The organism is Bosea sp. BIWAKO-01 (assembly GCF_001748145.1).
Taxonomy (GTDB): domain Bacteria; phylum Pseudomonadota; class Alphaproteobacteria; order Rhizobiales; family Beijerinckiaceae; genus Allobosea.
Map to the genome: position 1 here is coordinate 2048883 of NZ_BCQA01000001.1, position 24333 is coordinate 2073215.

The window sequence follows — 24333 nt, forward strand, 5'->3', positions numbered from 1 at the left end:
GGGGAGACAGCCCCTCCCAAACGGGTTGCCGCCATGGCTACGACGCTACACCTAACGCTGCCGAGGGTGACGACCTCGCTCGGCCTCCTGTTCATGGCAGGCGCCATGGCGCTTCTGCTGTCCGGCCCTGCGCGTCGCACCATGCCGGCTTTCCCGCTGCCGCAGACCGCGATCGTGCCACCGGCTACGCTGCTGCATCGGCTCCCCGACGAATACAGCCGTGCGGGCCGCCCGGTCGACGCCCCGCGCATAGCCATCGCGATCAGGCAGCCCCTCGAGGTCATGCGCTACCAGGTCACGGCCGCCGATTATGCACACTGCGTCGGGGCCGGCGCCTGCAAGCGCCTCGATCATCCCGCGCCCCGTGGCGACCTCCCGGTGACCGGCGTCAGCCATGTCGACGCCACCGATTACGCCAATTGGCTGTCGCGCGAGACGGGGGCGATCTGGCGCCTGCCGACGGATCTCGAATGGGCCCATGCTGCCGGCTCGCGCTTCGTCGACGACGCGCGCGGCCTGGATGGCGGCGAGACCAACCCGGCGCGGCGCTGGCTCGCCGACTACGAACGCGAGGCCAACCGAAAGGCGGCGAGCGATCCTGCTCCCCGCCCGATCGGCAGCTTCGGCGTCAACGAGCACGGCATCCACGACATCGCCGGCAATATCTGGGAATGGACGCAGACCTGCCTGCGCCGCGTCGCGCTCGACGCCGCGGGCCGCAAGCTCGGCGAGACCAGTAATTGTGGGATCTATGTCGTCGAGGGGCAGCACCGCGCACCAATGAGCTTCTTCATCCGCAACCCGAAGGCCGGCGGCTGCTCCGTGGCAACCCCGCCCGACAGCCTCGGTTTCCGCTTGATCCGCGAACAGGACTGGCGCGACCGGTTGCGCAGGCTCCTGCCGGCATGAACGTCGCCATAGGCCGCGGCCTCAGCGCCGCACGGCCGGAAACCGCGAATGGCATCGAGTTCCTGCTCTGGATCCTGATCTGGAGCGAGCTCCTCGTCTTTGGCGCGTTGCTGGGCGCCTTCCTTCTGTTGGCCGCGCTCGATCCGCGGGCACTGGCCGCGCTGCGCGGCGCGCTCGACCTCAGCCTCACCGGCATGGCCACGGCCGTGCTCGTCACCAGTGGCTTCTTCGCTGCCCGTGCGACCTCCGGACAGCACCCACGCCGCAATCTCGTTGCCGCCGCGTTGGGGGGCTTCACCTTCTGCGCACTCAAGATCGCAGCGTTCACGCACGAGCTTCCGGTGCTCGCGGCAATGGAGGGGCGTCTCTGCGAGCTCTACATGCTCGTTGTCGGCTTCCACTTCGCCCATGTCCTGTTCGTCGCCGGATTGCTGCTGCTCGTCGCCTGGCGACCGGCGCCGCGCCATGTCGCCAGTATCGCGACGGTCTGGCACCTGATCGACCTCGTCTGGCTCCTGATCCTTCCCGTCGTCTATCTCGGCTGACATGCGATCTCGCGACGCCCTCACTCTCCCCATCGTGCTGTTTTGCCTGTTCGCCGCGACGGGCCTGAGCCTGCTCGCAGCCTCCGTCCTGCCGGTCGGGTTTCGCGGCCCTGCGATCGCTGCCCTCAGCCTGACCAAGGCGATGCTCGTGATTCTCGGCTTCATGCGGCTGCAGCGCGACAGCACGATGCTGGCCGGCGCACTGATCGGCTATGCCGCCCTCGTCTGTTTGCTGGCAGGCGCCAGAATCGCGCTGGCCGGGGTATCGTGACGCACTTGAACGCCCATCGCGATTGCGGTCTTATCCCGCATCCCGCCTGCGCAACGGCACTGCGCGGGCTCTTTTCAGATCGGCCATAGGGAAGGCAGCACCGTGGCATTGGATCGCAGCGTGCTGCGCAGCATTTCCCTCTTCTCCGCCATGAGCGATGCGCAGCTCGACCGCCTGACCGCGCTGGCCAGCGCGCGCCGCGTTCCCCAGGACGAAGCCGTGTTCGAGCAGGGCGATGCGGCAAAGGCCTTCTATCTCCTGCTGCATGGCCGGCTGAAGGTGACGCAGGTGACGCGCGATGGTCAGCAGATCATCGTGAGGGTCGTCCATCCCGGCGACCTGTTCGGCTTCACGCGCGCGCTCGGCCGCTCCGACTATCCGGGCACCGCGACGGCAGCCGTCGACAGCCTCGTTGCAGCATGGCCAAGCGAATCCTGGGACAGCTTCGTCGAGGACAATCCGCATCTGGCGATGAACGCGATACGAACCATCGGCCAACGCCTCGACGAAGCCCATACCCGCATCCGCGAGATGTCGACGGAAGAAGTCGAGCGCCGGGTGGCCCACGCCGTGCTCAGGCTCGTCGAGCAGGCCGGAAAACCCGTTGAAACGGGAGTGCGCGTCGATTTCCCGATCTCGCGGCGCGATATCGCTGAAATGACCGGCACCACCCTGCATACGGTGTCGCGCATCCTCAGCGCCTGGGAGACGCGGGGTCTGGTCGAGGGCGGCAGGCAGAAGCTCGTGGTGTGCGATGCGCCCGCCCTCAAGCGCCTGGCGGAAAACGCGGATTAGGCCACTCCGGCGCGTTGCAGCTTCGTGTCGGAGACGGGTCCGGTCAGGCCCGTTGCGCGGCCGGTGCGGCCTTCGGGGCGAGGCGTGAACCGGTCAGCACCGGCCAGTAGACCGCCGCGAAGACGAGGAATGCCAGCGACCAGCCCAACCCGGCTATGTGCAGCAGCGCAACCGGACCATGACCGAGCGCCGAGCAGATCCGCGCCACGGTGCCGATGAGGACGAGCCCATAGCAGGCCTGGGTCGCGGTCGTGGCGACCAGCGGGCGGCCTGTATGGCCAAGGCTGGCGCGTGACATCACGGCGAGCGTCATGGTGCCGAAGGCGCCGGCGGTCCAGGCATGGATGCCGGCGGCGGGCGCCACGAAACCGAGGCTCGCCGCCGCCGTAAGCGCGAAGCCCAGCGGCACGAAGGCGTAGCCGACATGCAGGACGACGAGCAGGGGATTGCGCCAGGTGCGCTCCCCCGCCCAACGGGCCAGCCTGAAGAGGTGGAGCGCGGACGCGGCCGCCAACACCACGCCGGTTGCAAGAGCATCGGGCAGCGCCACCCAAAGGCCGAGGGCAGTGGCGCTCGCGGCCAGCACACCCTTGTCGTAGCGCCCGAAGGGAACCGGCATCCGTCCCGGCCCACGCTGGGCCAGCCAGTTGCGTGTGAAGCTCGGCACGATGCGCCCCGCGATCAATGCGAGCAGCAAGAGCACGACGGCGATGGCGAAGCGACGGGCGAAGTCCGCGCTTCCAGCCAGCCCGGCCTCCAGATGGAAGGTCAGGTTGGCCGTAAGCAGCAGCCCGACAAGGGCCACGACCTTTAGATTGCGCCAGTTGCGCCCCGCCGCGATCTCGCGCGCGGCCGCGCCGGCGAGCAGCAGGAGGAAGAGCGCGTCGAGCGCCATGGCCAGGGGCCAGCCGATCACGGCGGAATAGGCAACCGCGACCCGGCCCGCGAACCAGGCGATCACGAGCACGAGCAACGGCCTGCCCTGCACAGGCAGCCGGCCTGTCCAGTTCGGGATGGCCGTCAGCAGGAAGCCGCCGACCGCCGCCGCCTGATAGCCGAAGAGCATCTCGTGGACGTGCCAATCCACTGGCGTGAACGCCGTCGGCAGGACGAGACGACCGGTGACGACCAGCAACCAGGCCAGGGTCGTCAGTCCGGCCTGCAGGGCGGCCAGAAGAAAGAAGGGTCTGAAGCCATAGGATAACAGGGCTGGCCCTTCATAGGCCTGCAACCGCGGTATGGGTGCCATCAGAACCATCCTCCGGCGGCCGGTTCGTGTCCGGCCGCGCCCGATCGGCGGGAATGTTGGACTACTGCGCCTTGGCGATCTGGTTCGCCTTGGCGATCAGGTCGGTGAAGACCTGCTTCGCCCGGCCGGGAGCCTTGGCAGCACCGGCACTGGCGGCTTCGAGATTGGTGGGTTCACCGACCACGACCAGCGCCACCATGCCCATGCCGTAGTGCGGCTTGCAGCGAACGCCGTAGACGCCGGCTTCCTTGAAGGTCACCTCGACCTGCTCGTTCATCTTGCCAGTGAACGGCTCTGCACTCGCCGGCAGCATCTCCGGAATGCTCTCCGCGTTGTGGCTCTTGTCGGTCGGAACGAACTTCACCATATCGCCCGGCGCGATCTTCACCAGCGCCGGCTCGAACACCATGACTCCGGCGGCGCCCTTGTTGAGCATCTTGATCTCGACTTCCGCGGCATTCGCCCCGGCGGCCGCCAGCGCCATCAGCGCACCGGCCAGAATGGTCTTGAACATCTGTCTTCTCCATCACCGCAACGAGTTCATCACTCTCTCGCTGCACCGCAACACTAGCGGCCGCGCGGCGGCGGCAATTTGCGAAATCGCAAATCCGCGATGGATTGGGACAGGGCTCCCGAACCTGGCCTCACAATTCCCGCAAGGCGGCTGCACCCGCTTCCGCGCTGCGTGCGATCTCGATGAAGAGCAGCGCCAGCTCTTCGAAGACGCTGCGATCGCTCTCGGCCTCGCTCAGCGCATCGAGCTCGGACAGGAACGCGAGCAGCGCGGTGATCCGCTCCTTGTGGTCGCGTGCTGCCGCGAATTGCCGGCGCCACTCGCGTCGGCGTTCGAGCTGGTCGAAGCGAGCGAGCGCACCGTCGAGCGTCTCACGGCAGGCGCAATCGAGCTCCTCGGGTCGCAGCACCCTGCGCAGCCGGCCGATCAGCTCGCTCGCTGGCGTCGCCGGAGCGCCGCGGTCATGAGCGTTGCCCGCTCCCCTGCCCTGCCCGCCATTCATGACCGGCTCCTTCCGCCTTCAGATGGGGTTCAACGCATTGCGCCCGGGCTTACGCTCCCACACGGGCATGGCCAGGGGCTCCGTGCAGGAAGCCGTTGGCCAGCGGCACGCCGGGATAGATCTCGCCGAGCCGTCTCTCGGCCTCTTCCGGGGCGATCCGCTCGCCGAGGACGTCGCGGAAGAGCTGCGCGACCGCGACCATGTCGCAGTCCTGCGGCGAGAGGCGCAGAGAAGCGACACCGGCGCGGCGTAGCAACGGGACATCGCGCAACAGGCCGGCACAGCCATGCGACAGGGTCTGCACGCCGTTCACGGAGAGGAATCCGGCGCCGTCCAGCGTCCGCACCGGCATGCCGTCGGGGTCCTGCTCGCAAACGAAGCGGCAATTGTCCTTGGTGAGCTTATGAGCGCGGGCATGGTAGCAACGCGCCGAGATCGCGAGCGGCACCCGGCCGAAGGCGAAGACCTCGATTGCGGTTTCCGGCAGCGCGGTGGCGATCGCTGTGACGGCCGCCAGCGGCAGCTCCGGCGGCAGGCAGATGCGTGTCGCGCCGCGCCGGGCCAGGAAGCCGGCCGTCGCCTCGTTGTAGACGTTGACGAAAGGCCCGATCGCATGCGGCCTGTCCCTGGGGAAGGCGAGGCAGGTCAGGTCATTGACCTCGACCATGATGTCTTCCGCCGACATGAGCTCGCTGGTCTGCCGTCGCTCGCGCGGGAGCGACACGAGGATCAGCGAGGCGTGTACGACCTGTTTTCCCGCGGCCTGCAGACGCTCGACGACGCCGGGCAGGTAATCCTGCTTGAATGGCGCGCGTTTGGAGCAGACCGCTTCCCCGACCACCACGGTATCGACCGGCGCCTCGTCGGCGATGCGGTAATGGAAGTCGCGCCAGCGCTCCGGTGACCAATGGTAGAGCACGGGACCGAGGGTGAGCTGCATCGTCCGTTCCTTCATCCAATCAGACGCGACAGCACTATCGCCAGGTCTTGCGGTAAGCGCCGACCGTGCTTGCCTGTCCCTCGGTCATGGTGGCGAGTCCGGCGGCGGGAGCGGGCTTTCCCGCATCGAGGGCGGCGATGGTCCGTCGGAACGAACGAACGACCTGCGCGATATAGGCGCGCCCGCGCTGCCGTCCCTCGATCTTGAGTGCGGTCACGCCGGCGGCACGCAGCGCCGGCAGCATGATCGCGGCATCGAGGCTGACCGGCTCCTCGAAAATGTAGCCGGAGCCTTTCGGCGTGGAAAACCGGCCCTTGCACAGGGTCGGATAGCCAGCCGGCTCGCCCTTGCCGAAGCGGTTGATGGTGAAGCCGCCGAGCGTCGAGACGATCTCGCCGTCCCGCTCCTCATAAGTGACATGGCTCGCCGGCGAGCAGACGCCCTGCATGTTGGGAGATTTGCCGGTCGCATAGGAGGAGAGCGAACAGCGGCCCTCCTCCATCACGCAAAGGCCGCCGAAGACGAAGACCTCCGTCTCGCAGGCACTTTCGCGGATGATCGCGGCGATCTCGGGTACGCTGAGCACGCGCGGCAATACCACGCGCCGGGCACCGAAGCTCTCGGCATAAAAGCGGATCGAGTCCGGGTTGGCCGCGCCGGCCTGGACCGAGACGTGCAGGCGCTGCTCGGGATGGCGCCTGGCAGCATAGTCGAGCGTCGCGAGATCGGCCAAAATGAGCGCATCCGCCCCGGCATCGACGGCGTCGTCAATTGAAGCCTGCCAGAGCGCGAGCGCCCCGGCCCGGGCGAAGGTGTTGATCGCGACCAGCACCTTGACGCCGCGCTGATGCGCGATCGCGATCGAGCGGCGCATCTCCTCGCGGCTGAAGTTCAGACCGGGGAAATTGCGGGCGTTGGTCTCGTCGCGGAAGCCGCAGTAAATCGCATCGGCTCCCGCCTCGACGGCCGCTTCAAAGCCAGCGGGAGTGCCTGCGGGACAGATCAGTTCCACGGCCCGGCTCCGAACGAATCGGGCGCCAGTCCCGCCCGCCCGCGCAACAGGCCGGCCAATGCGCGCCCCAGCGGCCCGAGCCTGCCGAACAGCAGCGCGCGCAGGTCCAGTCGCGCATCGTCTATGGCGTTGCGCAGCGCCAGAACCGCCTCGACATCACCCTCGATCACGAGCCTGCGCGAGAAGAACAGGGCATCGCCGTCGAACACCCCTTCCGCCATTCCGATCAGCCCTGCCAGCGGGCCGCTGATCCGAGCGTCGAGCCCACTCGGCAGCCGCCGGACCGCACGCGCCGCCGGCCGATCGAGGCGCGGCTCCAGAACGAAGGCGAAGGGCAGGTCGGTCGGATCGATGCCGAAGCGCTTGCCGGCATGCTCCCCCAGCCGGCTGTAGAGGCCGGGATGGCGCCGGCTGATGCGGCCGAGCATGAGCGCCAGCGCGGGCTGGAGCGGCTCGAGCGGCAGCGGCCGCAGGGCGAGCGACAGCAATGGCGGCAATGTCGCGGGCGCCGCGTCTGCCGCGGGCGTTTCAGGGCTTGGCATCGGTCACCTCACCGGACCGCTTCTAGGCCGCTTGCCGCGACACTCGTTGCGCCGGCGCAAAGACAGACACGAATGGACCAGGGAATGCTGCTGCAACTGGAGCGAGCCCCTTGCCGATACGCGAACTTCCCCGCTTTCGAGACCTGCGCGCCTTCACCGCCCATCTCGAAGCGGCTGGCCAATTGCACCGGATCGCCGAGCCGGTCAGCGTCGTGCACGAGGTCACCGAGATCCACCGTCGCGTCATCGCCGAGGACGGACCCGCCCTGCTGTTCGAGCGACCCGTGCGGCCCGATGGCACGGTCTCACCGATCCCCCTCCTCACCAACCTCTTCGGAACGGTCGAACGCGTCGCCTGGGGGCTCGGCATCCGCCCGGACAATCTGCCCGCGCTCGGCCGGACGCTGGCGGAGCTGCGCGAGCCACGACCACCGCGCGACCTGGCAGAGGCATGGCGGGCCTTGCCGCTGGCGCGAGCGGCCCTGTCGATGCGTCCGCGCGAAAGCGCCCGTGCGCCGGTCCAGGAGCGAATTTTCCAGGGCGACGCGATCGATCTGACAACCCTGCCGGTGCAGGTCTGCTGGCCGGGCGAGCCCTCCCCACTCATCACCTGGCCACTCGTGATCACGGCACCGCCCGAGCCGTCGCCCGAGGATGAGTGCAATATCGGCGTCTATCGCATGCAGATGCTCGGCCGCGACCGCGCGATCATGCGTTGGCTTGCCCATCGCGGTGGGGCAAGACACCACGAGCAATGGCGCCGCCTCGGCCGTGACATGCCCGTCGCGGTCGTGATCGGCGCCGATCCGGCGACGATTCTGTCGGCGGTCCTACCCCTGCCGGAAACCGTCTCCGAACTGCGGTTCTCGGGTCTTCTGCGCGGCGAGCGCCCTGTCCTGACGCCCTGCATCAGCGTTCCGCTCTCCGTCCCGGCCGAAGCCGAGGTCGTGATCGAGGGGCTCGTGTCGGCATGCGAGACAGCGCCGGAAGGGCCCTTCGGCGACCATACCGGCTACTATAACGCCGTGGAGCCCTTTCCGGTGATGCGCGTGACTGCGGTGACGATGCGCCGCGAGCCGCTCTATCTCTCCACCTTCACCGGGCGCGCACCGGACGAGCCGTCGCGCATCGGCGAGGCGCTGAACGTGCTGTTCCTGCCGCTGCTGCGTCGCCAGTTCCCGGAGGTGGTCGATGTCTGGCTGCCACCGGAGGCCTGTTCCTATCGGATTGCGGTCGTTGCCATCGCAAAGCGTTATCCGGGCCAGGCGCGCCGGCTGATGCTCGGCCTGTGGTCGATGCTGCCGCAATTCACCTACACCAAGCTCGTCATCGTGGTCGACGCCGATATCGATCCACGCGACTGGGCCCAGGTGATGTGGGCGGTTGCTACCCGGTCGGACACTGCGCGTGACCTCGTGACGGTGACCGACACGCCGATAGACTATCTCGACTTCGCCTCGCCCAAGCCTGGCCTGGGCGGCAAGCTCGGCATCGATGCGACCGGCAAGCTGCCGCCGGAGACCGAGCGGGAATGGGGGCGTGCGCTCGCGATGGATTCGGCTGTGAGCGCCCGCATCGACGCCCTGTGGCCCACGCTCGGCCTCGCAACCAAGCAGCGAGCCACGCGATGAACCGACGGTCGCGGGTGGTCGTCGGGATCAGCGGCGCGTCAGGCGCGGCGATCGGACTGCGTGTCCTGGAGCTACTGGCCGGGATCGCGGCGGTCGACATCCATCTCGTCGTCTCGCCCGCTGCCGAGCGAACCCTGGCCAGCGAGATCGGCCCCGGCGCTCTCGAGCGGGCACGCGCCCTGGCGACCCACTGCCACGATCACGGCGACATCGGCGCCACCATCGCCAGCGGCTCGTTCCGCACCGCAGGCATGATCGTGGCCCCCTGCTCGATGCGGACCTTGTGCGCGATCGCCTATGGCCAACTCGACGACCTGCTGGTGCGCGCCGCCGACGTGCAGCTGAAGGAACGCCGCCGGCTCGTGCTGCTGGCACGCGAGAGCCCACTGCATCTCGGCCATCTGCGGGCTATGACACAGGTCACCGAGAGCGGCGCGATCGTCGCGCCGCCCGTTCCCGCCTTCTATCTGCGACCGCGCGACGTGGGCGAGATCGTCGATCAGATCGCGCTGCGAGCCATCGGATTGCTCGATCTCGACACGTGCGGGCTGCCGCTCGCCGAGTGGCAGGGGGAGCCTGCCGGGAGCTAGACCGCCCGGCTCTAGCGGCGCACCGGCAGGTCGAGCTGGACGTCGAGGGCCGAGACGACCTCGCGCCCCAGGAGGCAGGCATGCTCCGGCATGAACACGTGACATCCATCGAAGCGGATCATCCCGTCCCGCGACATCTGACCGAGCTTGCCGTCGGTTCGATCCCGATTGCCCGCTCCACTCTCCTTGCACTCCCCTGCGTCACGGTTGCCGCTTCCGGCCTCAGCCTGGCCCGGCTATGCTCGCCGTCATGACGCAATCGGATCAGACAGGCGCCGAGCATGAGGCCGAGGCCTCGCGGACCGGGCTATGGCTGCTCGGCGGCGGCGCGTTTGCGCTGCTGCTGACCGGACTGCTGCTCTGGTGGCGCGAGGGCGACCGACTCTTCACCGACGGCCTCATCGCCGCCATCGTTGCCTGTTTCTGAGGCGCGCCGCGCCGTCCGACTTTTCCGAGGATCCCCGTGAACCGTCGCCTCATCCTGCCTCTCGTGGTTTTTCTGGCCGGCGCAGTCGCCCTGGCGGCGGCCGCGATCCTGACCTTCAGCCCGGTGCGCCAGGGTCAGAGCGCGACCTCCAGTGTCGGCGGACCCTTCACGCTGACGACGGGCGAAGGCAAGCCGCTGGCCGACACCGATCTGCGCGGTGCCCCCTTCCTCGTCTTCTTCGGCTTCACCCATTGCCCCGATATCTGCCCGACCAAGCTTTTCGAGATTTCCGAGACTCTGCGCGCCGCCGGCCCCAAGGGCGAAAAGCTGCGCGCGCTGTTCATCAGCGTCGACCCTGAGCGTGACACGCCGGAGGTGCTGAAGAGCTATCTTGGCAGCTTCGACCCGCGCATCGTCGGCCTGACCGGCGACCGTGCCGCCATCGACGCCACGATCAAGGCCTATCGCGCCTATTCCAAGAAGGTGCCGCTCAAGGAAGGCGATTACACGATGGATCACACCGCGCTCGTCTATCTCATGGACAAGAAGGGCGGTTTCGTCGGCGCCTTCAATATCGAGCGGCCGCCAGCGGAAGCGGCCGCGGAGTGGCTCAGGCATCTTTGAGGCTGCCAAGCGCGCGATCCGCGCGCCTTCGGTTCCTCTTGCTCGCCCTGAGGGGATAGCACCGGTGCCCCACGGACCACGGTGCGCCCGAAGCGAGCAGGAAGCCGGCGGGCGCGCCGCGCGGCGCCTCTGCTCCGCTGGAGCGACAGGAGCGGCGCGCTGGCCGCTCAGCTCTGGGGAATGAGCGTGACGCCCGAATTTGCAAAGGAGAGCCCGACCTCGCTGCCATAGGGCAGCAGATCGCGCCCGCCCGGTTGGACGACGAAGAGCTCGCCGACCTCGGTCTCGATCATCAGATCAAGGTGGTTGCCGAGATAGGCGCATTTGCGGACGGTGCCGCGCAGGCCCGGCCCGGAGGCAGGCCCCATCAACAGGCTTTCCGGCCGGATCGCCGCCTTGGCCGGTCCGGCGACCAGGCCACGCGCCGGCAATTTCACCTTTGCCGAGCCGATCATCACATCGGCGATGCCTTCGGAAACTTCCGAGATCGTGACGGGAACCATATTGGCATCGCCAATGAAGTCGGCGACGAAGGAGTTGGCCGGCTCCTCGTATAGCTCGCGGGGCGAGCCCTCCTGCGCGATCCGGGCATTCGACATCACGATGATCCGGTCGGAGACGGCGAGCGCCTCCTCCTGATCATGGGTGACATAGGCAACCGTCAGATTGAGGCTCTGCTGCAGCTCGCGGATCTCCTCGCGCACCTTGCGGCGCAGCTTGGCGTCGAGATTCGACAGAGGCTCGTCGAAGAGCAGGACCTGCGGCTCGAGCACCAGCGCGCGCGCCACGGCGACGCGCTGCTGCTGGCCGCCCGAGAGCTCGGACGGGTAGCGCTTCTCGAAGCCCTTGAGGCCGACGAGGGCGAGCTTGGCCAGCGCCATGTCCTGCGCCTCGGCCTTTGGCAGCCCCTTCACCAGTGGCCCGTAGGCGGCATTCTCCAGCACGCTCATATGTGGAAACAGCGCATAGGACTGAAAGACCATGCTGACGTCACGGTCGGCAGCGGAAAGCCGCGTGACATCCTTGCCGCCAATCAGCACCTGGCCTTCGCTGGCAATCTCAAGGCCGGCGATCATGCGCAGGGTCGTGGTCTTGCCGCAGCCAGAGGGGCCGAGCAGGGTCACCAGCTTTCCCGGCTCGATCGTGAAGCTGATATTGTCGACGGCAGTCACCGCGCCATAGCGCATGCTGACATTGCGGAATTCGACTGAGGCAGGTCCCGCCTTGGCCATGAGAGGTGCTGCTCCTTACTTGACAGGCTGTGCGGCGGATGTGGCGAGCGGGATCGCGCTGCGCCGCCCGAGCTTGCGCTCGCCGACGCCGAGCTGGATCAGGCCGATACCAACGGCCATGACCACGATCAGCACCGAGGAATAGGCAATGGCGAGCCCGAACTCGCCGGCCTCGACGCGCCCGACGATATAGGCGGTCGCCAGGTTGTACTCGGCGGAGACCAGGAAGATCACCGCGCTGACCGAGGTGATGCTGCGCACGAAGCTGTAGACGAGCGCGGAGACGAGCGCAGGGCGCAGCAGGGGCAGCACAACGCGCCAGAGCGTGGTGAAGCTGCGCGCCCGCAAGGTGATCGAAGCCTCGTCAAGGCTCTTGTCGATCTGCGACAGGCCGGCGATGCCGGAACGGACGCCGACGGGCATGTTCCGGAAGACGAAGGCGATGATCAGGATCAGCCCGGTCCCGGTGATCTCGATCGGCGGTACGTTGAAGGCGAGGATATAGGCGACACCGAGCACGGTGCCGGGGATGGCGAAGCTCAGCATGGTGGTGAATTCGAGCACATGGCGGCCGCGGAACTGCTGCCGCATCAACAGATAGGCGGTGAGCAGGCCGAGCACCGCCGTCAGCGGGGCCGAGATTGCCGCGACCTTCAGCGTCGTGAACAGCGAGTCCCACGCCGCACCCTCGAAGAATATTCCACGGCTGAAATCGATGGCGAAACCGGTGCGATAATGCTCCAGCGTCGGCGTGTGGTCGCGGCCCATGGTCTTCACGAAACCGCCCATCAGGATGATCACGTAGATCACGAAGGTCAGCGCCACCCAGGGCACGATCACCAGTGCGGAGATGAAGGTGACCGGCTTCGGCAGTTTTGCCGGCAGGCCGGAATCGCCCTTGCCGGTGACGGTCGTATAGGATTTGCCGCCGAGCCAGCGCTGCTGCACCCAGAAGGCGCCGAGCGTGAAGACGAGGAGCACCATCGCCAGCACCGCCGCCTGCCCCTGATTATGAGCGGCGCCGACCACGGCGAAGAAGATCTTGGTCGACAGCACCTCGAAATTGCCGCCGAGCACCAGCGGATTGCCGAAATCGGCCATGCTCTCGACGAAGCCGAGCAGGAAGGCATTGGCCAGGCCCGGCTTGAGCAGCGGCCAGGTCACCGTGCGGAACGTCGCCCAACGTTTGGCGCCCAGCGTCTGCGAGGCTTCCTCCAGGCTGGGGCTGATGCCCTGCACGACCCCGATCAGGACGAGGAACGCGATCGGCGCAAAGGCCAGGACCTGCGCCAGCAGCACGCCGGGCAGCCCGTAGATCCAGCGCGAGCGCGGGATCGAAAACCAGTCATAGAGCAGTCCGGAGACCACCCCGGAGCGGCCGAAGAGCAGGATCAGCGCGAGACCGATGACGAAGGGCGGCGTGATGATCGGCAACACGGTGAGCGCGCGCATCACACGTTTGCCCGGCATGCGCGTCCGCAGCACGAGCAGCGCGCAGGCAAGCCCGAGCAGCGTCGTGATGACGCCGGTCAGCACGGCAAGGATCAACGTGTTCCAGGCGACGCCGCAATTGGTGTTCGCGGTGACGCAGCCAAGTCCCCAGATCGAGGAATCGAACAGGCGCGCGACGAAGATGCCAGGCGCGAAGGCGCCGGCCTGATCGACAAGCGCGCTTTGCAGGATCGTCGCCACCGGGAAGAAGATGAAGAGCCCGATCAGCAGGACGATGATGCCGATCGAGCTGGTGGTGAAGATGTCGCCCCGGCAGAACCCGCGATAGGCGAGCCCATGACAGAGCAGCAGCAGGAGCGAAAGCACCGTCAGGAACGCGCCGAAGCCCATGCCGCCCTGAGCCGCGCCGCTGCCGCCGAGCAATGCGGCGAGCCAGGCGATACCCTGGCCCTGCAGCGTGATGGCAAAGCCCTGCGCGAAGAACAGGACCATGCCGATCAGCCCCGCCCAGATCAGCGTCCTGCCGACCGCAGCACTCTCGCTGCGGCCGAGCAGCAGCGTCACAGCCAGCAGCGCCACGCCAACCGGCAGCAGCCAGGGGGCCGTTCCGGACAGGGCCAGCGCGAGCGCCGTGCCGACCTTGCCGAATGGATACCCCGCGAGCCAGCCGAACTGGCTGAGACTGATGCCGTCAGGCAGGTACCAGGGAATGACCGCATAGCCGAGCCAGCCGAGCAGCAGGACGAGCCGTGTCGCAGGACGCATCGCAGGGGATCTCTTCAGAGCGCTGAACGGAAAATTACTTCGGCAGCGCCTTGACCTCCTTGTCCCACTTCGTCAGCAGCCGCGTCCGCTCCGCGGACGAACCGTATTTGACGAAGTCGTAGTCGATCATCTTCATCTCGGACATCTTCGGGGCCTGCGGAGGCACCGTCGAGTTCTTGTTGGAGGGGACCTGATAGGACTTGGCCGGGGCCGCCAGCGCCTGAGCTGCCGGGGTCAGCGCCCAGTCATAGAACTTCTTGGCGTTGTCGAGATTGCGCGCGCCCTTGATGATCGACATCGAGCCGATCTCGTAGCCGGTGCCCTCGCAAGGCGCGACTGCCTTGATCGGATCCCCCTGGACCGCGAAGACAACCGCGTCGTGGATGAAGACGATGCCGACGGCGGTTTCGCCGAGGCTCGCGGCCTTGGCGGGGGCAGCACCCGACTTGGTGTACTGGCTGACGTTCTTGTGCAGCTTCTTGAGATAGTCGAAGCCCTTGTCCTCGCCCATCAACTGGACCACGGTCGCGAGCAGGTTATAGGCCGTTCCCGAGGAGTTCGGATCGGCGACCTGGACGTCGTCCTTGAGCTTCGGGTCGAGCAGATCGGCCCAGCATTTCGGCTCGTTCAGGCCCTTCTGCTTGATCTGCTGGGTGTTGAAGCCGAAGCCGAGCGCGCCAGCGTAAATGCCGACGGAGCGCTTCTGCGCCGCCTTCCACTGCGACAGCGCCCAGTCGTGAAGGTCCTTGTTGACCGGCGATTCATATTCGAGAGTCAACCCTTCCTCGGCGGCCTGGAGATGGGGGTCACCGGTACCACCCCACCAGATGTCGCCGCGCGGATTGGACGATTCCGCCTTGAGCTGGGCGTAGATCTCGCCCGCCGACTTGCGGGTCATCGCGACCTTGATTCCCGTATCGCGCTCGAACGCGGTCGACATGGCGCGGCACCATTCCTCCTGGACGCCGCAATACATGACGAGTGCGCCCTGGGCCTGTGCGGGGGCCGCCGCAAAAGCAGCCCCGCTGGCCAACGCCGCCAGGACCCCGGTCCGGAGCCATTGAAATCCCTGCATGTCATCCTCCCGTTACGTGTCGTTCTTGGTTTTATTGTTGGCTTGATAGTGACGTGTTGCCGGCAAAGATCAATCGTTCGCCTGCTGGCTCCCGATCTGCGTGACCTGTTCGAGCTCGCGGCGAAGCCCCGGCGTGCAGCACAGGATCGGGTTGCCCTTGGCAATGCCGTCCCCGCTGAAGAAATCGCTGACATAGGCGCCGGCTTCGGCTGCGATCACGACACCGGCCGCGACATCCCATGCGTTGATGTGGAGTTCGGCATAAGCCTCCGTCCGGCCATTCGCGACATGGGCCAGGCCGAGCGCGCCGGAGCCACCGCGCTTCACCGAGGCGCCTGCGGCGTAGCCACGCCCGATCATCGCGACATAGCGTTCGGCCGGGATGCGCGTCGACCAGCCCAACTCGACATAGGCGCGCTTGATATCGGTCTGCCCCGACACCTTGATCGCCTCGCCATTCAGGGTCGCGCCCCGCCCCTTGCGTCCGACATAGATCTCGCCCAGCGCCGGCGCAGAAAGAATGCCGATCTCGGGGACGCCGTTCAGCAGAAAGCCGATCGAGATGCACCAGTTGCGGTCGCCACGGGCGAAATTCGAGGTACCGTCGATCGGGTCGATGATCCAGACCGCGTCCGAGGCTTCGCCGCCGCCCTCTTCGCCGATGATCGCATCCTGCGGGAACATCACGGCAAGGCGCTGCCGCAGGAAATCCTCGACAGCACCATCGGCGACGGTGAGCCAGTCCTGGGCGCCCTTCATCGTGACGCCAAGGCTCTCGCTCTTGTTGAAATAGTCGAGCGCCAGGAAGCCGGCCTGCTGGACGAGGCCCTGTACGGCATATTGGCGCAGATCGAGATCAGCGGGCGTCATGATCAGATCGCTCCGAGATCGACGGAGACCGGCTTGCCGATGCGTGCGGATTCAGTCGCGGCGTCGGCCAGGATCTGCGCCTTCAGGCCATCCTCTCCGGAGGGCAACGGCGCCGTCTTGCCCTTCAGGGCGGCGACGAAGGCATCGAGTTCGGCGCGATAGGCTGCGGCATAGCGCTCGAGGAAGAAATTCTGCACCGGGTCCGCCCGGAAGCCGGCACCGGTTGCGATCTCGACCGTGGTTTCGTGGATGTTGCCGGCCCGCAGCATGCCCTTCGAGCCATGGACTTCGATGCGCTGGTCATAACCATAGCTGGCGCGGCGCGAATTCGAGATCTGCGCGATCTTGCCGGACGCCGTGCGCATCAGAACCGCGGCCGTATCGACATCGCCGGCCTGCCCGATCGCCGGATCGACCAGCGCCGAACCGAGCGCGAAAACCTCGACCGGCTCCTCGGCCAGAAGGAAGCGCGCCATGTCGAAATCATGGATCATCATGTCGCGGAACAGGCCGCCCGAGCGCTTGACGTAGTCGACCGGCGGCGGCGAGGGATCGCGCGAGATCACGCTGACGATCTCGATCGCGCCCGCTTCTCCGGCCCGCAGGCGATTCTGGAGCGCAGCAAAGCTCGGGTCGAAGCGCCGATTGAAGCCGATCATCAGCGGCTTGCCGGTCTGAGCGACGGTCTTGAGGCATGTCTTGATCCGCGCGGCGTCGAGATCGACCGGCTTCTCGCAGAACACCGCTTTGCCGGAGGCGACGGCGGCCTCGATCAGGTCGGCATGGGTGTCGGTCGGTGTGCAGATCAGCACCGCATCGAGCGTCTTGTCGGCGAGAATCGCGTCGAGACTGGCAACCGCTGCGCCCGTCTCGGCCGCCAGCGAGCCCGCCGCATCCGCAAAGGCGTCCGCGACCGAAACCAGCGTCGCGTCCTTGCGCGCCGCAAGGTTCAACCCATGAATGCGTCCGATCCGGCCGGCACCCAGCAATCCCATGCGCATCGTCATATGTCCTGTCGTCAAGGCTGTGGCTGCGGCAGCGTTACTGCCGCGCTCCAAGAATCGTCTGGTCGAAATCGATGTTCGAGCCTGTCATCAAACCCGATTCGGCCGAGGCCAGATAGGCGACAGCGCGGGCGACCTCGCGCGGATCGAGCAGGCGGCCGAAGGGTTGGCTCGCGGCGGCCTGATCGAGCCAGCCATCCTGTGCGTCATGGCGCAACCGCATGATCGCGTCTTCGCCCGGCGTCGCCATCCAGCCGATATTGAGGCCATTGACCCGGATACGGTGCGGCAGGAGCCCGAAGGCGGCGTTGCGGGTCAGCGTCGCCAGCGCCCCCTTCGAGACGCTGTAGGCGCTCAGGAATGGCTGGCCGCCATGCGCCGACATCGACTGGATATTGACGATGGCGCCCTCGATCCCGAGTCGGCACATCAGCTCGGCGGCCCCCTGGATCAGGAAGAAGGGCGCACGCAGATTGACCGCCATGATGCGCTCATAGAGCTCGGGCGTCGTCTCCAGAATGGAGCCGCGATCCGTATCGCCGGCGGCGTTGACCAGGATATCGAGACGACCGAACGCTGCCTCGGCGGCCGGAACGATTGACTTGACCTGATCGAGCTCGGAAAGATCGGCGGCATGGAAGCGAACATCGCAGCCGGCATTGCGAAGATCGCGGGCAACCGCCTCGCCGCGCTCGCGATTGCGGCCGGTCAGCAGCAGGGAAGCAATCCCGCGCGCCTGGAACTCGCGGGCGACGGCTTCGCCAAGCCCCTGGCTACCACCAGTGACGATGGCGGCCTTGCCGGTCAGATCACGACCGAATTCGTTCTTCCCTGACACCTGACGCCACGCTCCCCAGCGAAATTTTGATACGAATGGATTGTCTTTGTCTGATTTTGGAATAAACATTCCGCCGATCAGCGTTTGAAGTCAAGGCGCTTTAACCGGAACCGGCATGTCATCAGGATCGCAGCCTCAGCCCACGGACAGGCCGGAATTCGACCGTTTCGTCGCCTTGCTGCGCGAACGGCGGCCATCCCTGCCGAAGCGGCTGAAACAGGTCGCTGATCATGCACTTGCCCATCTCGACGACATGGCCTTCGGCTCCACCGCGCAGATCGCGGAGAAGGCAGGCGTCCAGGCCTCGACGCTGGTGCGTTTCGCGCAGGCGCTCGACTATTCCGGCTTCAGCGAACTCCAGGAGGTGTTCCGCTCGCGTCTGCGCCGGCATGCTGCCGACCATCGCGCCCGTCTGGCAGCGCTGCGAACGGCAGGAACAGGCTCGGATGGCGGCGCAGCCCTGCTCGACGGCTTCATTCAGGCGAGCGAAGCGTCGCTTGCCCAGCTCCGGGCAGCTGTCAGGCCCGACCAGCTGGAAGAGGCGGCTGCCTTGCTGGCCAGGGCGCAAACCATCGTCCTCGTCGGCGCGCGACGCATGTTCCCGGTGGTGTCCTACCTCGCCTATGCCTTCGGCAAGCTCGGCATCAGGGCGGTGCTGGTCGACCATGTCGGCGGCCTCGGCCAGGAGCAGGCGGCCCTTGCCGGACCAGGCGACGCCATCCTGGCGATCAGCTGCGCGCCCTATACGACTGCCACGGTCGAGATCGCTGCCGCCGCACATCAGCGCGGCATTCCGGTGCTGGCCCTGACCGACAGCCCGCTCAGTCCGCTCGCCGAAAACTGTAATCTCTGGCTGGATGTCGCGGAGGCGGATTTCGGCGCATTCCGCTCGATGGCGGCCAGCGTCACCCTGGCGATGGCGCTTGCCGTCGCTACCGCCGAACACGCCGGCGCCAGCGCCGATCCCGATCTCGCAGGTTAGTGCGGAAAGCCGAAGCACCATGCCCGTCGCCCCTCAGCTCGACGTCATCACGATTGGCCGCTCCTCGGTCGATCTCTACGGCCAGCAAATCGGCGGCCGACTTGAAGACATGGGCAGTTTTCTCAAAGCGGTCGGAGGCTGCCCGACCAATATCGCGATCGGCACCGCGCGCCTGGGCCTCAAATCGGCCGTGATCACCCGTGTCGGCGACGAGCAGATGGGCCGCTTCATCCGCGAACAACTGGAGCGCGAGGGCGTCGAGACGAGCGGCGTGATCACCGACCCCAAACGGCTGACCGCACTCGTCATCCTCGGCGTGCGCGATGAGAAGACCTTCCCGCTGATCTTCTACCGCACCGACTGCGCCGACGCCGCATTGCAGGAAAGCGAGATCGACGAGGCCTTCATTGCCTCTGCCAGGGCGATCGTGGTCACCGGCACGCATTTCGCCATTCCCAACGCCGCAGCGGCTCAGAAGAAGGCGATCGCGCTCGCCCGCAAGCATGGCCGCAAGGTCGTGTTCGATGTCGACTACCGGCCCAATCTCTGGGGACTTGCCGGGCACCAGGCCGGGGAGGAGCGCTATATCCGCTCCGAGACAGTGACGGAGCATCTCCAGGCGATCCTGCCCGATTGCGACCTGATCGTCGGCACCGAGGAGGAGCTCCACGCCGCCGGCGGCTCGGAGGATACGCTTCAGGCCATCCGCACGATTCGGTCCCTGAGCGCCGCGACCATCGTCTGCAAGCGCGGCCCGATGGGCTGCGTGGTCTTTCCCGGCGCTATCCCTGCCTCGCTCGAAGACGGGATCAAGGGACCTGGCTTCCCGGTCGAGGTCTATAACGTGCTCGGTGCCGGCGACGCCTTCATGTCCGGCTTCCTGCGTGGCTGGCTGCGCGACGAGCCGATCGCAACCTGCTGCGCCTTTGCCAATGCCTGCGGCGCCTTCGCGGTCTCGCGGCTGCTGTGCTCGCCGGAAAGCCCGACCTTCCCCGAGCTGCAATATTTCCTTGCTCATGGTTCGCCGCACCGGGCGTTGCGCCGGGACGCCGAGATCAACCATGTGCATTGGGCGACGACGCGCCTGCCGCAGCCCGCGGGCGTGATGGCGCTCGCCATCGATCATCGGGCCCAGCTTGAGGAGATGGCCGACGCGGCAGGCGTACCGCAGGAGCGGATCGCCCATTTCAAGACGCTTGCCGTGAAGGCGGCGGCCCGTGTCGCCGACGGACGCCCTGGCTTTGGCATGCTGGTCGACGGCATCCATGGCCGTGAAGCGCTGTTCCGGGCGGAGGATCACGGCTTCTGGATCGCCCGCCCCCTCGAACTCCCCGGCTCGCGCCCGCTCGCGCTGGAGACCGACACGACTGGGTCTCTCGGGGCCACCCTGGCCGAGTGGCCGGTCAGCCATGTCGCCAAATGCCTGTGTTTCTACCACCCGGATGATCCCGAGGCTCTCAGGAATGCGCAGGAGCAGGTGCTGAAGCGCGTCGCTCTCGCCTGTCGACAGGTCGGGCGGGAATTGCTCGTCGAGATCATTGCCTCGAAGCACGGGCCGGTTGCGGATGACACGGTCGCGCGGGTGATGACGCGACTCTACGCCATCGGTATCAGGCCGGACTGGTGGAAGCTCGAGGGCCAGCCCTCCCCGGCCGCATGGAGCGAGATCGATGCGGTCATCGCCGGCCATGACCCCTATTGCCGCGGCGTGTTGCTGCTCGGCCTCGATGCGCCGGAAGAGACGGTCGCGCAGGCCTTCCGCGCAGCGCAGGGCTCGGCGTCGGTCAAGGGCTTCGCCGTCGGCCGCACGATTTTCGGGGAAGCGGCGCGTGGCTGGCTTGCCGGCAGCCTCGATGACGAGGCTGCGACCGCGATAATGGCAGAACGCTTCGCCCGGCTGGTCGCAGCCTGGCAGGAACGCTGAGGAACTCCCAATGGGTACGATCCGCCTCACCATGGCGCAGGCGCTGACACGCGCCATGCAGGCACAGAAGACGGTGATCGACGGCAAGACCGTGCCGATCTTCGCGGGCGTCTGGGCCATCTTCGGGCACGGCAATGTCGCCGGGCTCGGAGAGGCGTTGCATGCCGCTTGCGACACGTTGCCGACCTATCGCGCCCATAACGAGCAGGCCATGGCGCATGCTGCGATCGCCTTCGCCAAGGCATCGCGCCGGCGCCAGATGATGGCGGTGACGAGCTCGATCGGCCCCGGCGCCACCAACATGGTCACGGCTGCCGCCGTCGCGCATGTCAACCGCCTGCCGCTGTTGCTGCTGCCGGGCGATATCTTCGCCGGGCGCCTGCCCGACCCGGTGCTGCAGCAGATCGAGGATTTCGGCGACGGCACGGTCTCCGCCAATGACTGCTTTCGTCCGGTCTCGCGCTATTTCGACCGGCTGACACGGCCGGAGCAGCTGATGCCGGCCTTCGAGCGGGCCATGACCGTCCTGACCGATCCGGCCGAATGCGGGCCAGTGACGCTGGCGCTCTGCCAGGACGTGCAGGCCGAAGCCTATGACTATCCCGAGAGCTTCTTTGCCGAGCGGCTCTGGACGCCACGCCGCCCACGCCCGGACGAGCAGGAGCTGACCGAGGCGGTCAGACTGCTCAAGGCGGCGAAGAAGCCACTCGTCATTGCCGGCGGCGGCGTACTTTATAGCGGGGCCGAAGCCGCGCTCGCCGAATTCTGCGAGGCGCACGGCATTCCCGCCGCCGAGACGCAGGCCGGCAAGAGCAGCCTCGGCGCAACCCACAGGTTCAATCTCGGCGCCATCGGCGTCACCGGCACGGCCGCCGCCAATGCGCTGGCACGCGAGGCCGATCTGGTCCTGGCCGTCGGCACGCGGCTGCAGGATTTCACCACCGGCTCCTGGGCACTCTTCGCCAACCCGGCCTGCCGGATCGTCGGGCTGAACACGCAGGCCTTCGATGCCGGCAAGCACCGCGCGCTTCCGCTGGTCTGCGATGCCCTGGCCGGCCTTTCCGAGCTGGCTACGGCACTGGCGGGACATCGCGCGCCGGCGGAATGGACGGAGCGGGCGGAATCCGAGGGCAAGACCTGGCTTGGCCTCGCCGCGCGCTATACCGATCCCGGCAACCAGCCCCTGCCGAGCGATGCGCAGGTGATCGGCGCCGTGCAGCGCTGGAGCGAGCCGTCCGATGTCGTGCTCTGCGCCGCCGGCGGACTGCCCGGCGAGTTGCACAAGCTCTGGCAGGCCGGCGCGCCCGGCGGCTACCACATGGAATACGGCTATTCCTGCATGGGCTACGAAATCGCCGGCGGACTCGGCGTCAAGATGGCCGATCCGAGCCGCGAGGTCGTCGTCATGGTCGGCGACGGCTCCTATCTGATGATGAACTCCGAGATCGCGACTTCGGTGATGCTCGGCCTGAAGCTGACGATCGTCCTGCTCGATAATCGCGGCTACGGCTGCATCAACCGGCTGCAGAATGCGACGGGCGGCGCCTCCTTCAACAACCTGCTGCGCGACACCCGCCACGAGACGCTGCCCGCAATCGATTTTGCCGCCCATGCCGCTTCGCTCGGTGCCATCGCCACGAAGGCCGGCAGCCTCGTCGAACTGGACGAAGCGCTGCGTGCCGCCCGCGCGCATGCGCGCACCACCGTCGTGGTGATCGATACCGACCCGCTCGCCTCGACCGATGCCGGCGGCCACTGGTGGGATGTCGCGGTGCCGGCAACCTCCGCGCGCGCCGAAGTCCGGCAGGCGCGTGAGCGTTATGAGACTGCGTTGAAGTCACGCCCCTGATCCCGAAGGACACTTATCCATGCCCATCCGCATTGGTGCCAACCCGATTGGCTGGTCGAATGACGATCTCCAGGAGATCGGCGGCGCGACATCGCTCGAAACCTGCCTCGCCGAGGCGCGTGAGGCCGGCTTCACCGGCATGGAGCTTGGTCACAAGTTCCCACGGCAGCCGGCAGCGCTGAAGGCGGCTCTCGCCCCCTTCGGCATGGACTGCATCTCGGGCTGGTATTCAGCTGAACTGCTCCAGCGCGACGCCGACGAGGAGATGCGCCATCTGCGGCCGCATCTCGATCTGCTCAAGGCCATGGGCTCGACCGTGCTGGTCTTCGCCGAGACCTCGAATGCGATCCATGGCGACCGCTCGAAGCCGCTCTCGCAGCGCCCCGTGATGAGCGCGCAGGACTGGGCCGAGTTCGGCCACCGGATCACGCAGGTTGCCGAGCGCACGCTGAGCGAAGGCGTCCGGCTGGTCTATCATCACCACATGGGCACAATCGTGCAAAGCGAAGCCGATATCGACGCCTTCATGGCGGCGACGGGCCCCGCCGTGCATCTCCTGCTCGACACCGGCCATGCCACCTGGGGTGGCTCGGACCCAGCTGCGCTCGCCGCGCGCTATCGCGGGCGGATCAGCCATGTCCACGCCAAGGACGTGCGCCCGCATGTCATGACGCAGGCAGCGGCGGAAGGCTGGAGCTTCCTTGATGCCGTGCTCGGCAAGGGCAGCGATCTCGGCATCTATACCGTGCCGGGCGACGGGATGGTCGATTATCCCGCGGTGTTCCGCGCATTGCCGGGCTATTCCGGCTGGGTCGTGGTCGAAGCCGAGCAGGATCCGGAAAAGGCCCATCCGCTGACCTATGCCAAGAAGGGCGTCGCCCATCTCAAGCACAGCCTGAAGGAGGCCGGGCTCGTCTGAGGCCCGGATGCGCCATGTCGAAGCTGCTCGTAAAACCATCCGCCCCAGATCAGGACGGCCGCATCCACAACGTCACCCCGGAATCGGCCGGCTGGGGCCATGTCGGCTTCGAAGTCTACCGGCTCGCGGACGGCCAGGTGCTTGAACGGGATACCGGAGACCGGGAGGTTTGCGTCGTCCTGCTGTCGGGGAAGGCCGCAGCCATGGCCGGGGGCGCCGATTTCGGCGTCATTGGCGGTCGGTCCTCCCCGTTCGAACCCGACCCCTGGTCGCTCTATGTACCGGCCGGATTGCGCCTAGCCGTGACGGCACAGGGCCCCTGCGAGCTGGCGATCTGCTCGGCGCCGGGAAAGCCGGGTTCAAAACCCAGGGTGATCGCGCCAGCGGATGTCGGCTGCATGACGCGCGGCAGCGGTACGAACACCCGCCATGTCCGCAATATCCTGCCCGAGACCGAGCCCGCCGAAGGGCTGCTCGTCGTCGAGGTGATCACCCCGTCAGGCAATTGGTCGAGCTATCCACCGCACAAGCACGACCAGGACAGGCTGCCGCAGGAATCGCTGCTTGAGGAGACCTATTACCACCGGCTCTCGCCGCCCCAGGGCTTTGCGCTGCAGCGCGTCTATACCGATGACCGTTCGCTCGATGAGACGCTGTGCGCCGAGGATGGCGATGTCGTGCTGGTGCCAAGGGGCTATCATCCGGTCGCGGCACCGCACGGCTATGAGCTCTATTATCTCAACGTGATGGCGGGTCCGAAGCGGGTTTGGAAATTCGCCAACGATCCTGCCCATGAGTGGATCGTCAAGCCCTGAACGGTCAGGCGCGGCGGGTCGCGCGAATGCAATCCGCCGCTTTGCGATGCCCCGGCG

The 24333-nt window shown here is 67.0% G+C and carries 25 protein-coding genes; 13 read left to right on the forward strand and 12 right to left on the reverse strand.

Features of this window, described 5'->3' with window-relative positions; genetic code table 11:
* The first annotated feature begins 33 nt into the window (after window positions 1–33).
* The 4 genes from BIWAKO_RS09375 to BIWAKO_RS09390 all read left to right on the forward strand — a co-directional run bounded on the left by BIWAKO_RS09375 (window position 34) and on the right by BIWAKO_RS09390 (window position 2520).
* Window positions 34–909 (forward strand): SUMF1/EgtB/PvdO family nonheme iron enzyme, encoded by an 876-nt coding sequence (locus tag BIWAKO_RS09375; RefSeq protein WP_074471527.1) that lies wholly within the window; start codon window positions 34–36, stop codon window positions 907–909.
* Window positions 906–1454 carry a cytochrome c oxidase subunit 3 family protein gene (locus tag BIWAKO_RS09380; protein WP_069878478.1) on the forward strand — a complete coding sequence of 183 codons (549 nt, stop codon included), beginning with the start codon at window positions 906–908 and terminating at the stop codon, window positions 1452–1454. The genes BIWAKO_RS09375 and BIWAKO_RS09380 overlap by 4 nt, the downstream gene beginning before the upstream one ends.
* Window position 1455: 1 nt before the next feature.
* Window positions 1456–1725 carry a hypothetical protein gene (locus BIWAKO_RS09385; RefSeq protein ID WP_069878479.1) on the forward strand — a complete coding sequence of 90 codons (270 nt, stop codon included), beginning with the start codon at window positions 1456–1458 and terminating at the stop codon, window positions 1723–1725.
* A 102-nt stretch (window positions 1726–1827) separates the two neighbouring features.
* Window positions 1828–2520 (forward strand): Crp/Fnr family transcriptional regulator, encoded by a 693-nt coding sequence (locus tag BIWAKO_RS09390; RefSeq protein WP_069878480.1) that lies wholly within the window; start codon window positions 1828–1830, stop codon window positions 2518–2520.
* A 43-nt stretch (window positions 2521–2563) separates the two neighbouring features.
* Here the strand turns inward: BIWAKO_RS09390 and BIWAKO_RS09395 are convergent, their stop codons facing one another.
* The 6 genes from BIWAKO_RS09395 to ubiT form a co-directional block, all read right to left on the reverse strand.
* On the reverse strand, window positions 2564–3769 hold the full coding sequence (locus BIWAKO_RS09395) for an NnrS family protein (RefSeq protein ID WP_069882310.1): 1206 nt from the start codon (window positions 3767–3769) through the stop codon (window positions 2564–2566).
* A gap of 61 nt (window positions 3770–3830) precedes the next feature.
* On the reverse strand, window positions 3831–4283 hold the full coding sequence (locus BIWAKO_RS09400) for a pseudoazurin (protein WP_069878481.1): 453 nt from the start codon (window positions 4281–4283) through the stop codon (window positions 3831–3833).
* A 130-nt stretch (window positions 4284–4413) separates the two neighbouring features.
* Window positions 4414–4785, reverse strand: a complete 372-nt coding sequence (locus BIWAKO_RS09405) for a hypothetical protein (protein ID WP_244523393.1) — start codon at window positions 4783–4785, stop codon at window positions 4414–4416.
* 49 nt (window positions 4786–4834) lie between these two features.
* Window positions 4835–5725: a ubiquinone anaerobic biosynthesis protein UbiV gene (ubiV, locus tag BIWAKO_RS09410; protein WP_069882312.1), complete on the reverse strand. Its 891-nt coding sequence runs from the start codon at window positions 5723–5725 to the stop codon at window positions 4835–4837.
* A gap of 34 nt (window positions 5726–5759) precedes the next feature.
* On the reverse strand, window positions 5760–6737 hold the full coding sequence (ubiU, locus tag BIWAKO_RS09415; RefSeq protein WP_069878482.1) for a ubiquinone anaerobic biosynthesis protein UbiU: 978 nt from the start codon (window positions 6735–6737) through the stop codon (window positions 5760–5762).
* Window positions 6728–7279 carry a ubiquinone anaerobic biosynthesis accessory factor UbiT gene (gene ubiT / locus BIWAKO_RS09420; RefSeq protein ID WP_069878483.1) on the reverse strand — a complete coding sequence of 184 codons (552 nt, stop codon included), beginning with the start codon at window positions 7277–7279 and terminating at the stop codon, window positions 6728–6730. The genes ubiU and ubiT overlap by 10 nt, the downstream gene beginning before the upstream one ends.
* A gap of 110 nt (window positions 7280–7389) precedes the next feature.
* Here ubiT and BIWAKO_RS09425 point away from each other — a divergent pair, with 110 nt between their 5' ends.
* From BIWAKO_RS09425 to BIWAKO_RS09440, 4 genes are all read left to right on the forward strand, one after another.
* Window positions 7390–8910, forward strand: a complete 1521-nt coding sequence (locus BIWAKO_RS09425; protein ID WP_069878484.1) for a UbiD family decarboxylase — start codon at window positions 7390–7392, stop codon at window positions 8908–8910.
* The gene (locus BIWAKO_RS09430) at window positions 8907–9500 is read left to right on the forward strand and encodes a UbiX family flavin prenyltransferase (RefSeq protein ID WP_069878485.1); all 594 of its coding nucleotides are present in this window, start codon (window positions 8907–8909) and stop codon (window positions 9498–9500) included. Before BIWAKO_RS09425 ends, BIWAKO_RS09430 begins: the two co-directional genes overlap by 4 nt.
* 250 nt (window positions 9501–9750) lie before the next feature.
* On the forward strand, window positions 9751–9927 hold the full coding sequence (locus BIWAKO_RS35920; protein WP_176733293.1) for a hypothetical protein: 177 nt from the start codon (window positions 9751–9753) through the stop codon (window positions 9925–9927).
* A 30-nt stretch (window positions 9928–9957) separates the two neighbouring features.
* The gene (locus BIWAKO_RS09440) at window positions 9958–10551 is read left to right on the forward strand and encodes an SCO family protein (RefSeq protein WP_069878487.1); all 594 of its coding nucleotides are present in this window, start codon (window positions 9958–9960) and stop codon (window positions 10549–10551) included.
* Between the two features lie 167 nt (window positions 10552–10718).
* Here the strand turns inward: BIWAKO_RS09440 and BIWAKO_RS09445 are convergent, their stop codons facing one another.
* From BIWAKO_RS09445 to BIWAKO_RS09470, 6 genes are all read right to left on the reverse strand, one after another.
* Entirely contained in the window at window positions 10719–11783 is a 1065-nt protein-coding gene (locus BIWAKO_RS09445) for an ABC transporter ATP-binding protein (protein WP_069878488.1), read from the reverse strand.
* Window positions 11784–11798: 15 nt separating this feature from the next.
* Complete coding sequence (locus BIWAKO_RS09450) at window positions 11799–14000, reverse strand: ABC transporter permease (RefSeq protein WP_069878489.1); 2202 nt, start codon at window positions 13998–14000, stop codon at window positions 11799–11801.
* A 34-nt stretch (window positions 14001–14034) separates the two neighbouring features.
* Window positions 14035–15075, reverse strand: coding sequence for an ABC transporter substrate-binding protein (locus tag BIWAKO_RS09455; protein ID WP_069878490.1), 1041 nt, complete (start codon window positions 15073–15075; stop codon window positions 14035–14037).
* Window positions 15076–15144: 69 nt separating this feature from the next.
* A complete protein-coding gene (locus BIWAKO_RS09460) occupies window positions 15145–15945 on the reverse strand; it encodes an inositol monophosphatase family protein (protein WP_069878491.1) in 801 nt (266 codons plus the stop codon).
* Window positions 15946–15947: 2 nt separating this feature from the next.
* On the reverse strand, window positions 15948–16952 hold the full coding sequence (gene iolG, locus BIWAKO_RS09465) for an inositol 2-dehydrogenase (RefSeq protein ID WP_069878492.1): 1005 nt from the start codon (window positions 16950–16952) through the stop codon (window positions 15948–15950).
* Between the two features lie 34 nt (window positions 16953–16986).
* A complete protein-coding gene (locus tag BIWAKO_RS09470; protein WP_069878493.1) occupies window positions 16987–17787 on the reverse strand; it encodes an SDR family oxidoreductase in 801 nt (266 codons plus the stop codon).
* 115 nt (window positions 17788–17902) lie between these two features.
* Here BIWAKO_RS09470 and BIWAKO_RS09475 point away from each other — a divergent pair, with 115 nt between their 5' ends.
* Genes BIWAKO_RS09475 through iolB form a run of 5 tightly spaced genes read left to right on the forward strand, consistent with a single transcriptional unit; the run spans window position 17903 to window position 24276 of the window.
* Entirely contained in the window at window positions 17903–18769 is an 867-nt protein-coding gene (locus BIWAKO_RS09475) for a MurR/RpiR family transcriptional regulator (protein WP_069878494.1), read from the forward strand.
* Window positions 18770–18788: 19 nt separating this feature from the next.
* The gene (locus BIWAKO_RS09480) at window positions 18789–20693 is read left to right on the forward strand and encodes a bifunctional 5-dehydro-2-deoxygluconokinase/5-dehydro-2-deoxyphosphogluconate aldolase (RefSeq protein WP_069878495.1); all 1905 of its coding nucleotides are present in this window, start codon (window positions 18789–18791) and stop codon (window positions 20691–20693) included.
* A 10-nt stretch (window positions 20694–20703) separates the two neighbouring features.
* Window positions 20704–22542, forward strand: a complete 1839-nt coding sequence (gene iolD / locus BIWAKO_RS09485; RefSeq protein ID WP_069878496.1) for a 3D-(3,5/4)-trihydroxycyclohexane-1,2-dione acylhydrolase (decyclizing) — start codon at window positions 20704–20706, stop codon at window positions 22540–22542.
* 19 nt (window positions 22543–22561) lie between these two features.
* The gene (gene iolE, locus BIWAKO_RS09490; protein ID WP_069878497.1) at window positions 22562–23461 is read left to right on the forward strand and encodes a myo-inosose-2 dehydratase; all 900 of its coding nucleotides are present in this window, start codon (window positions 22562–22564) and stop codon (window positions 23459–23461) included.
* A gap of 14 nt (window positions 23462–23475) precedes the next feature.
* Window positions 23476–24276: a 5-deoxy-glucuronate isomerase gene (gene iolB, locus BIWAKO_RS09495; RefSeq protein WP_069878498.1), complete on the forward strand. Its 801-nt coding sequence runs from the start codon at window positions 23476–23478 to the stop codon at window positions 24274–24276.
* Window positions 24277–24333 lie beyond the last annotated feature (57 nt).

Excerpts from the sequence above, each read along its gene's own strand:
- BIWAKO_RS09375 (WP_074471527.1), top strand. The coding sequence starts at position 34 with ATGGCTACGACGCTACACCTAACGCTGCCGAGGGTGACGACCTCGCTC.
- BIWAKO_RS09380 (WP_069878478.1), top strand. The coding sequence starts at position 906 with ATGAACGTCGCCATAGGCCGCGGCCTCAGCGCCGCACGGCCGGAAACC.
- BIWAKO_RS09385 (WP_069878479.1), top strand. The coding sequence starts at position 1,456 with ATGCGATCTCGCGACGCCCTCACTCTCCCCATCGTGCTGTTTTGCCTG.
- BIWAKO_RS09395 (WP_069882310.1), bottom strand. The coding sequence starts at position 3,769 with ATGGCACCCATACCGCGGTTGCAGGCCTATGAAGGGCCAGCCCTGTTA.
- BIWAKO_RS09400 (WP_069878481.1), bottom strand. The coding sequence starts at position 4,283 with ATGTTCAAGACCATTCTGGCCGGTGCGCTGATGGCGCTGGCGGCCGCC.
- BIWAKO_RS09405 (WP_244523393.1), bottom strand. The coding sequence starts at position 4,785 with ATGAATGGCGGGCAGGGCAGGGGAGCGGGCAACGCTCATGACCGCGGC.
- ubiV (WP_069882312.1), bottom strand. The coding sequence starts at position 5,725 with ATGCAGCTCACCCTCGGTCCCGTGCTCTACCATTGGTCACCGGAGCGC.
- ubiT (WP_069878483.1), bottom strand. The coding sequence starts at position 7,279 with ATGCCAAGCCCTGAAACGCCCGCGGCAGACGCGGCGCCCGCGACATTG.
- BIWAKO_RS09430 (WP_069878485.1), top strand. The coding sequence starts at position 8,907 with ATGAACCGACGGTCGCGGGTGGTCGTCGGGATCAGCGGCGCGTCAGGC.
- BIWAKO_RS35920 (WP_176733293.1), top strand. The coding sequence starts at position 9,751 with ATGACGCAATCGGATCAGACAGGCGCCGAGCATGAGGCCGAGGCCTCG.
- BIWAKO_RS09445 (WP_069878488.1), bottom strand. The coding sequence starts at position 11,783 with ATGGCCAAGGCGGGACCTGCCTCAGTCGAATTCCGCAATGTCAGCATG.
- BIWAKO_RS09450 (WP_069878489.1), bottom strand. The coding sequence starts at position 14,000 with ATGCGTCCTGCGACACGGCTCGTCCTGCTGCTCGGCTGGCTCGGCTAT.
- BIWAKO_RS09455 (WP_069878490.1), bottom strand. The coding sequence starts at position 15,075 with ATGCAGGGATTTCAATGGCTCCGGACCGGGGTCCTGGCGGCGTTGGCC.
- BIWAKO_RS09460 (WP_069878491.1), bottom strand. The coding sequence starts at position 15,945 with ATGACGCCCGCTGATCTCGATCTGCGCCAATATGCCGTACAGGGCCTC.
- iolG (WP_069878492.1), bottom strand. The coding sequence starts at position 16,952 with ATGACGATGCGCATGGGATTGCTGGGTGCCGGCCGGATCGGACGCATT.
- BIWAKO_RS09475 (WP_069878494.1), top strand. The coding sequence starts at position 17,903 with ATGTCATCAGGATCGCAGCCTCAGCCCACGGACAGGCCGGAATTCGAC.
- BIWAKO_RS09480 (WP_069878495.1), top strand. The coding sequence starts at position 18,789 with ATGCCCGTCGCCCCTCAGCTCGACGTCATCACGATTGGCCGCTCCTCG.
- iolD (WP_069878496.1), top strand. The coding sequence starts at position 20,704 with ATGGGTACGATCCGCCTCACCATGGCGCAGGCGCTGACACGCGCCATG.
- iolE (WP_069878497.1), top strand. The coding sequence starts at position 22,562 with ATGCCCATCCGCATTGGTGCCAACCCGATTGGCTGGTCGAATGACGAT.
- iolB (WP_069878498.1), top strand. The coding sequence starts at position 23,476 with ATGTCGAAGCTGCTCGTAAAACCATCCGCCCCAGATCAGGACGGCCGC.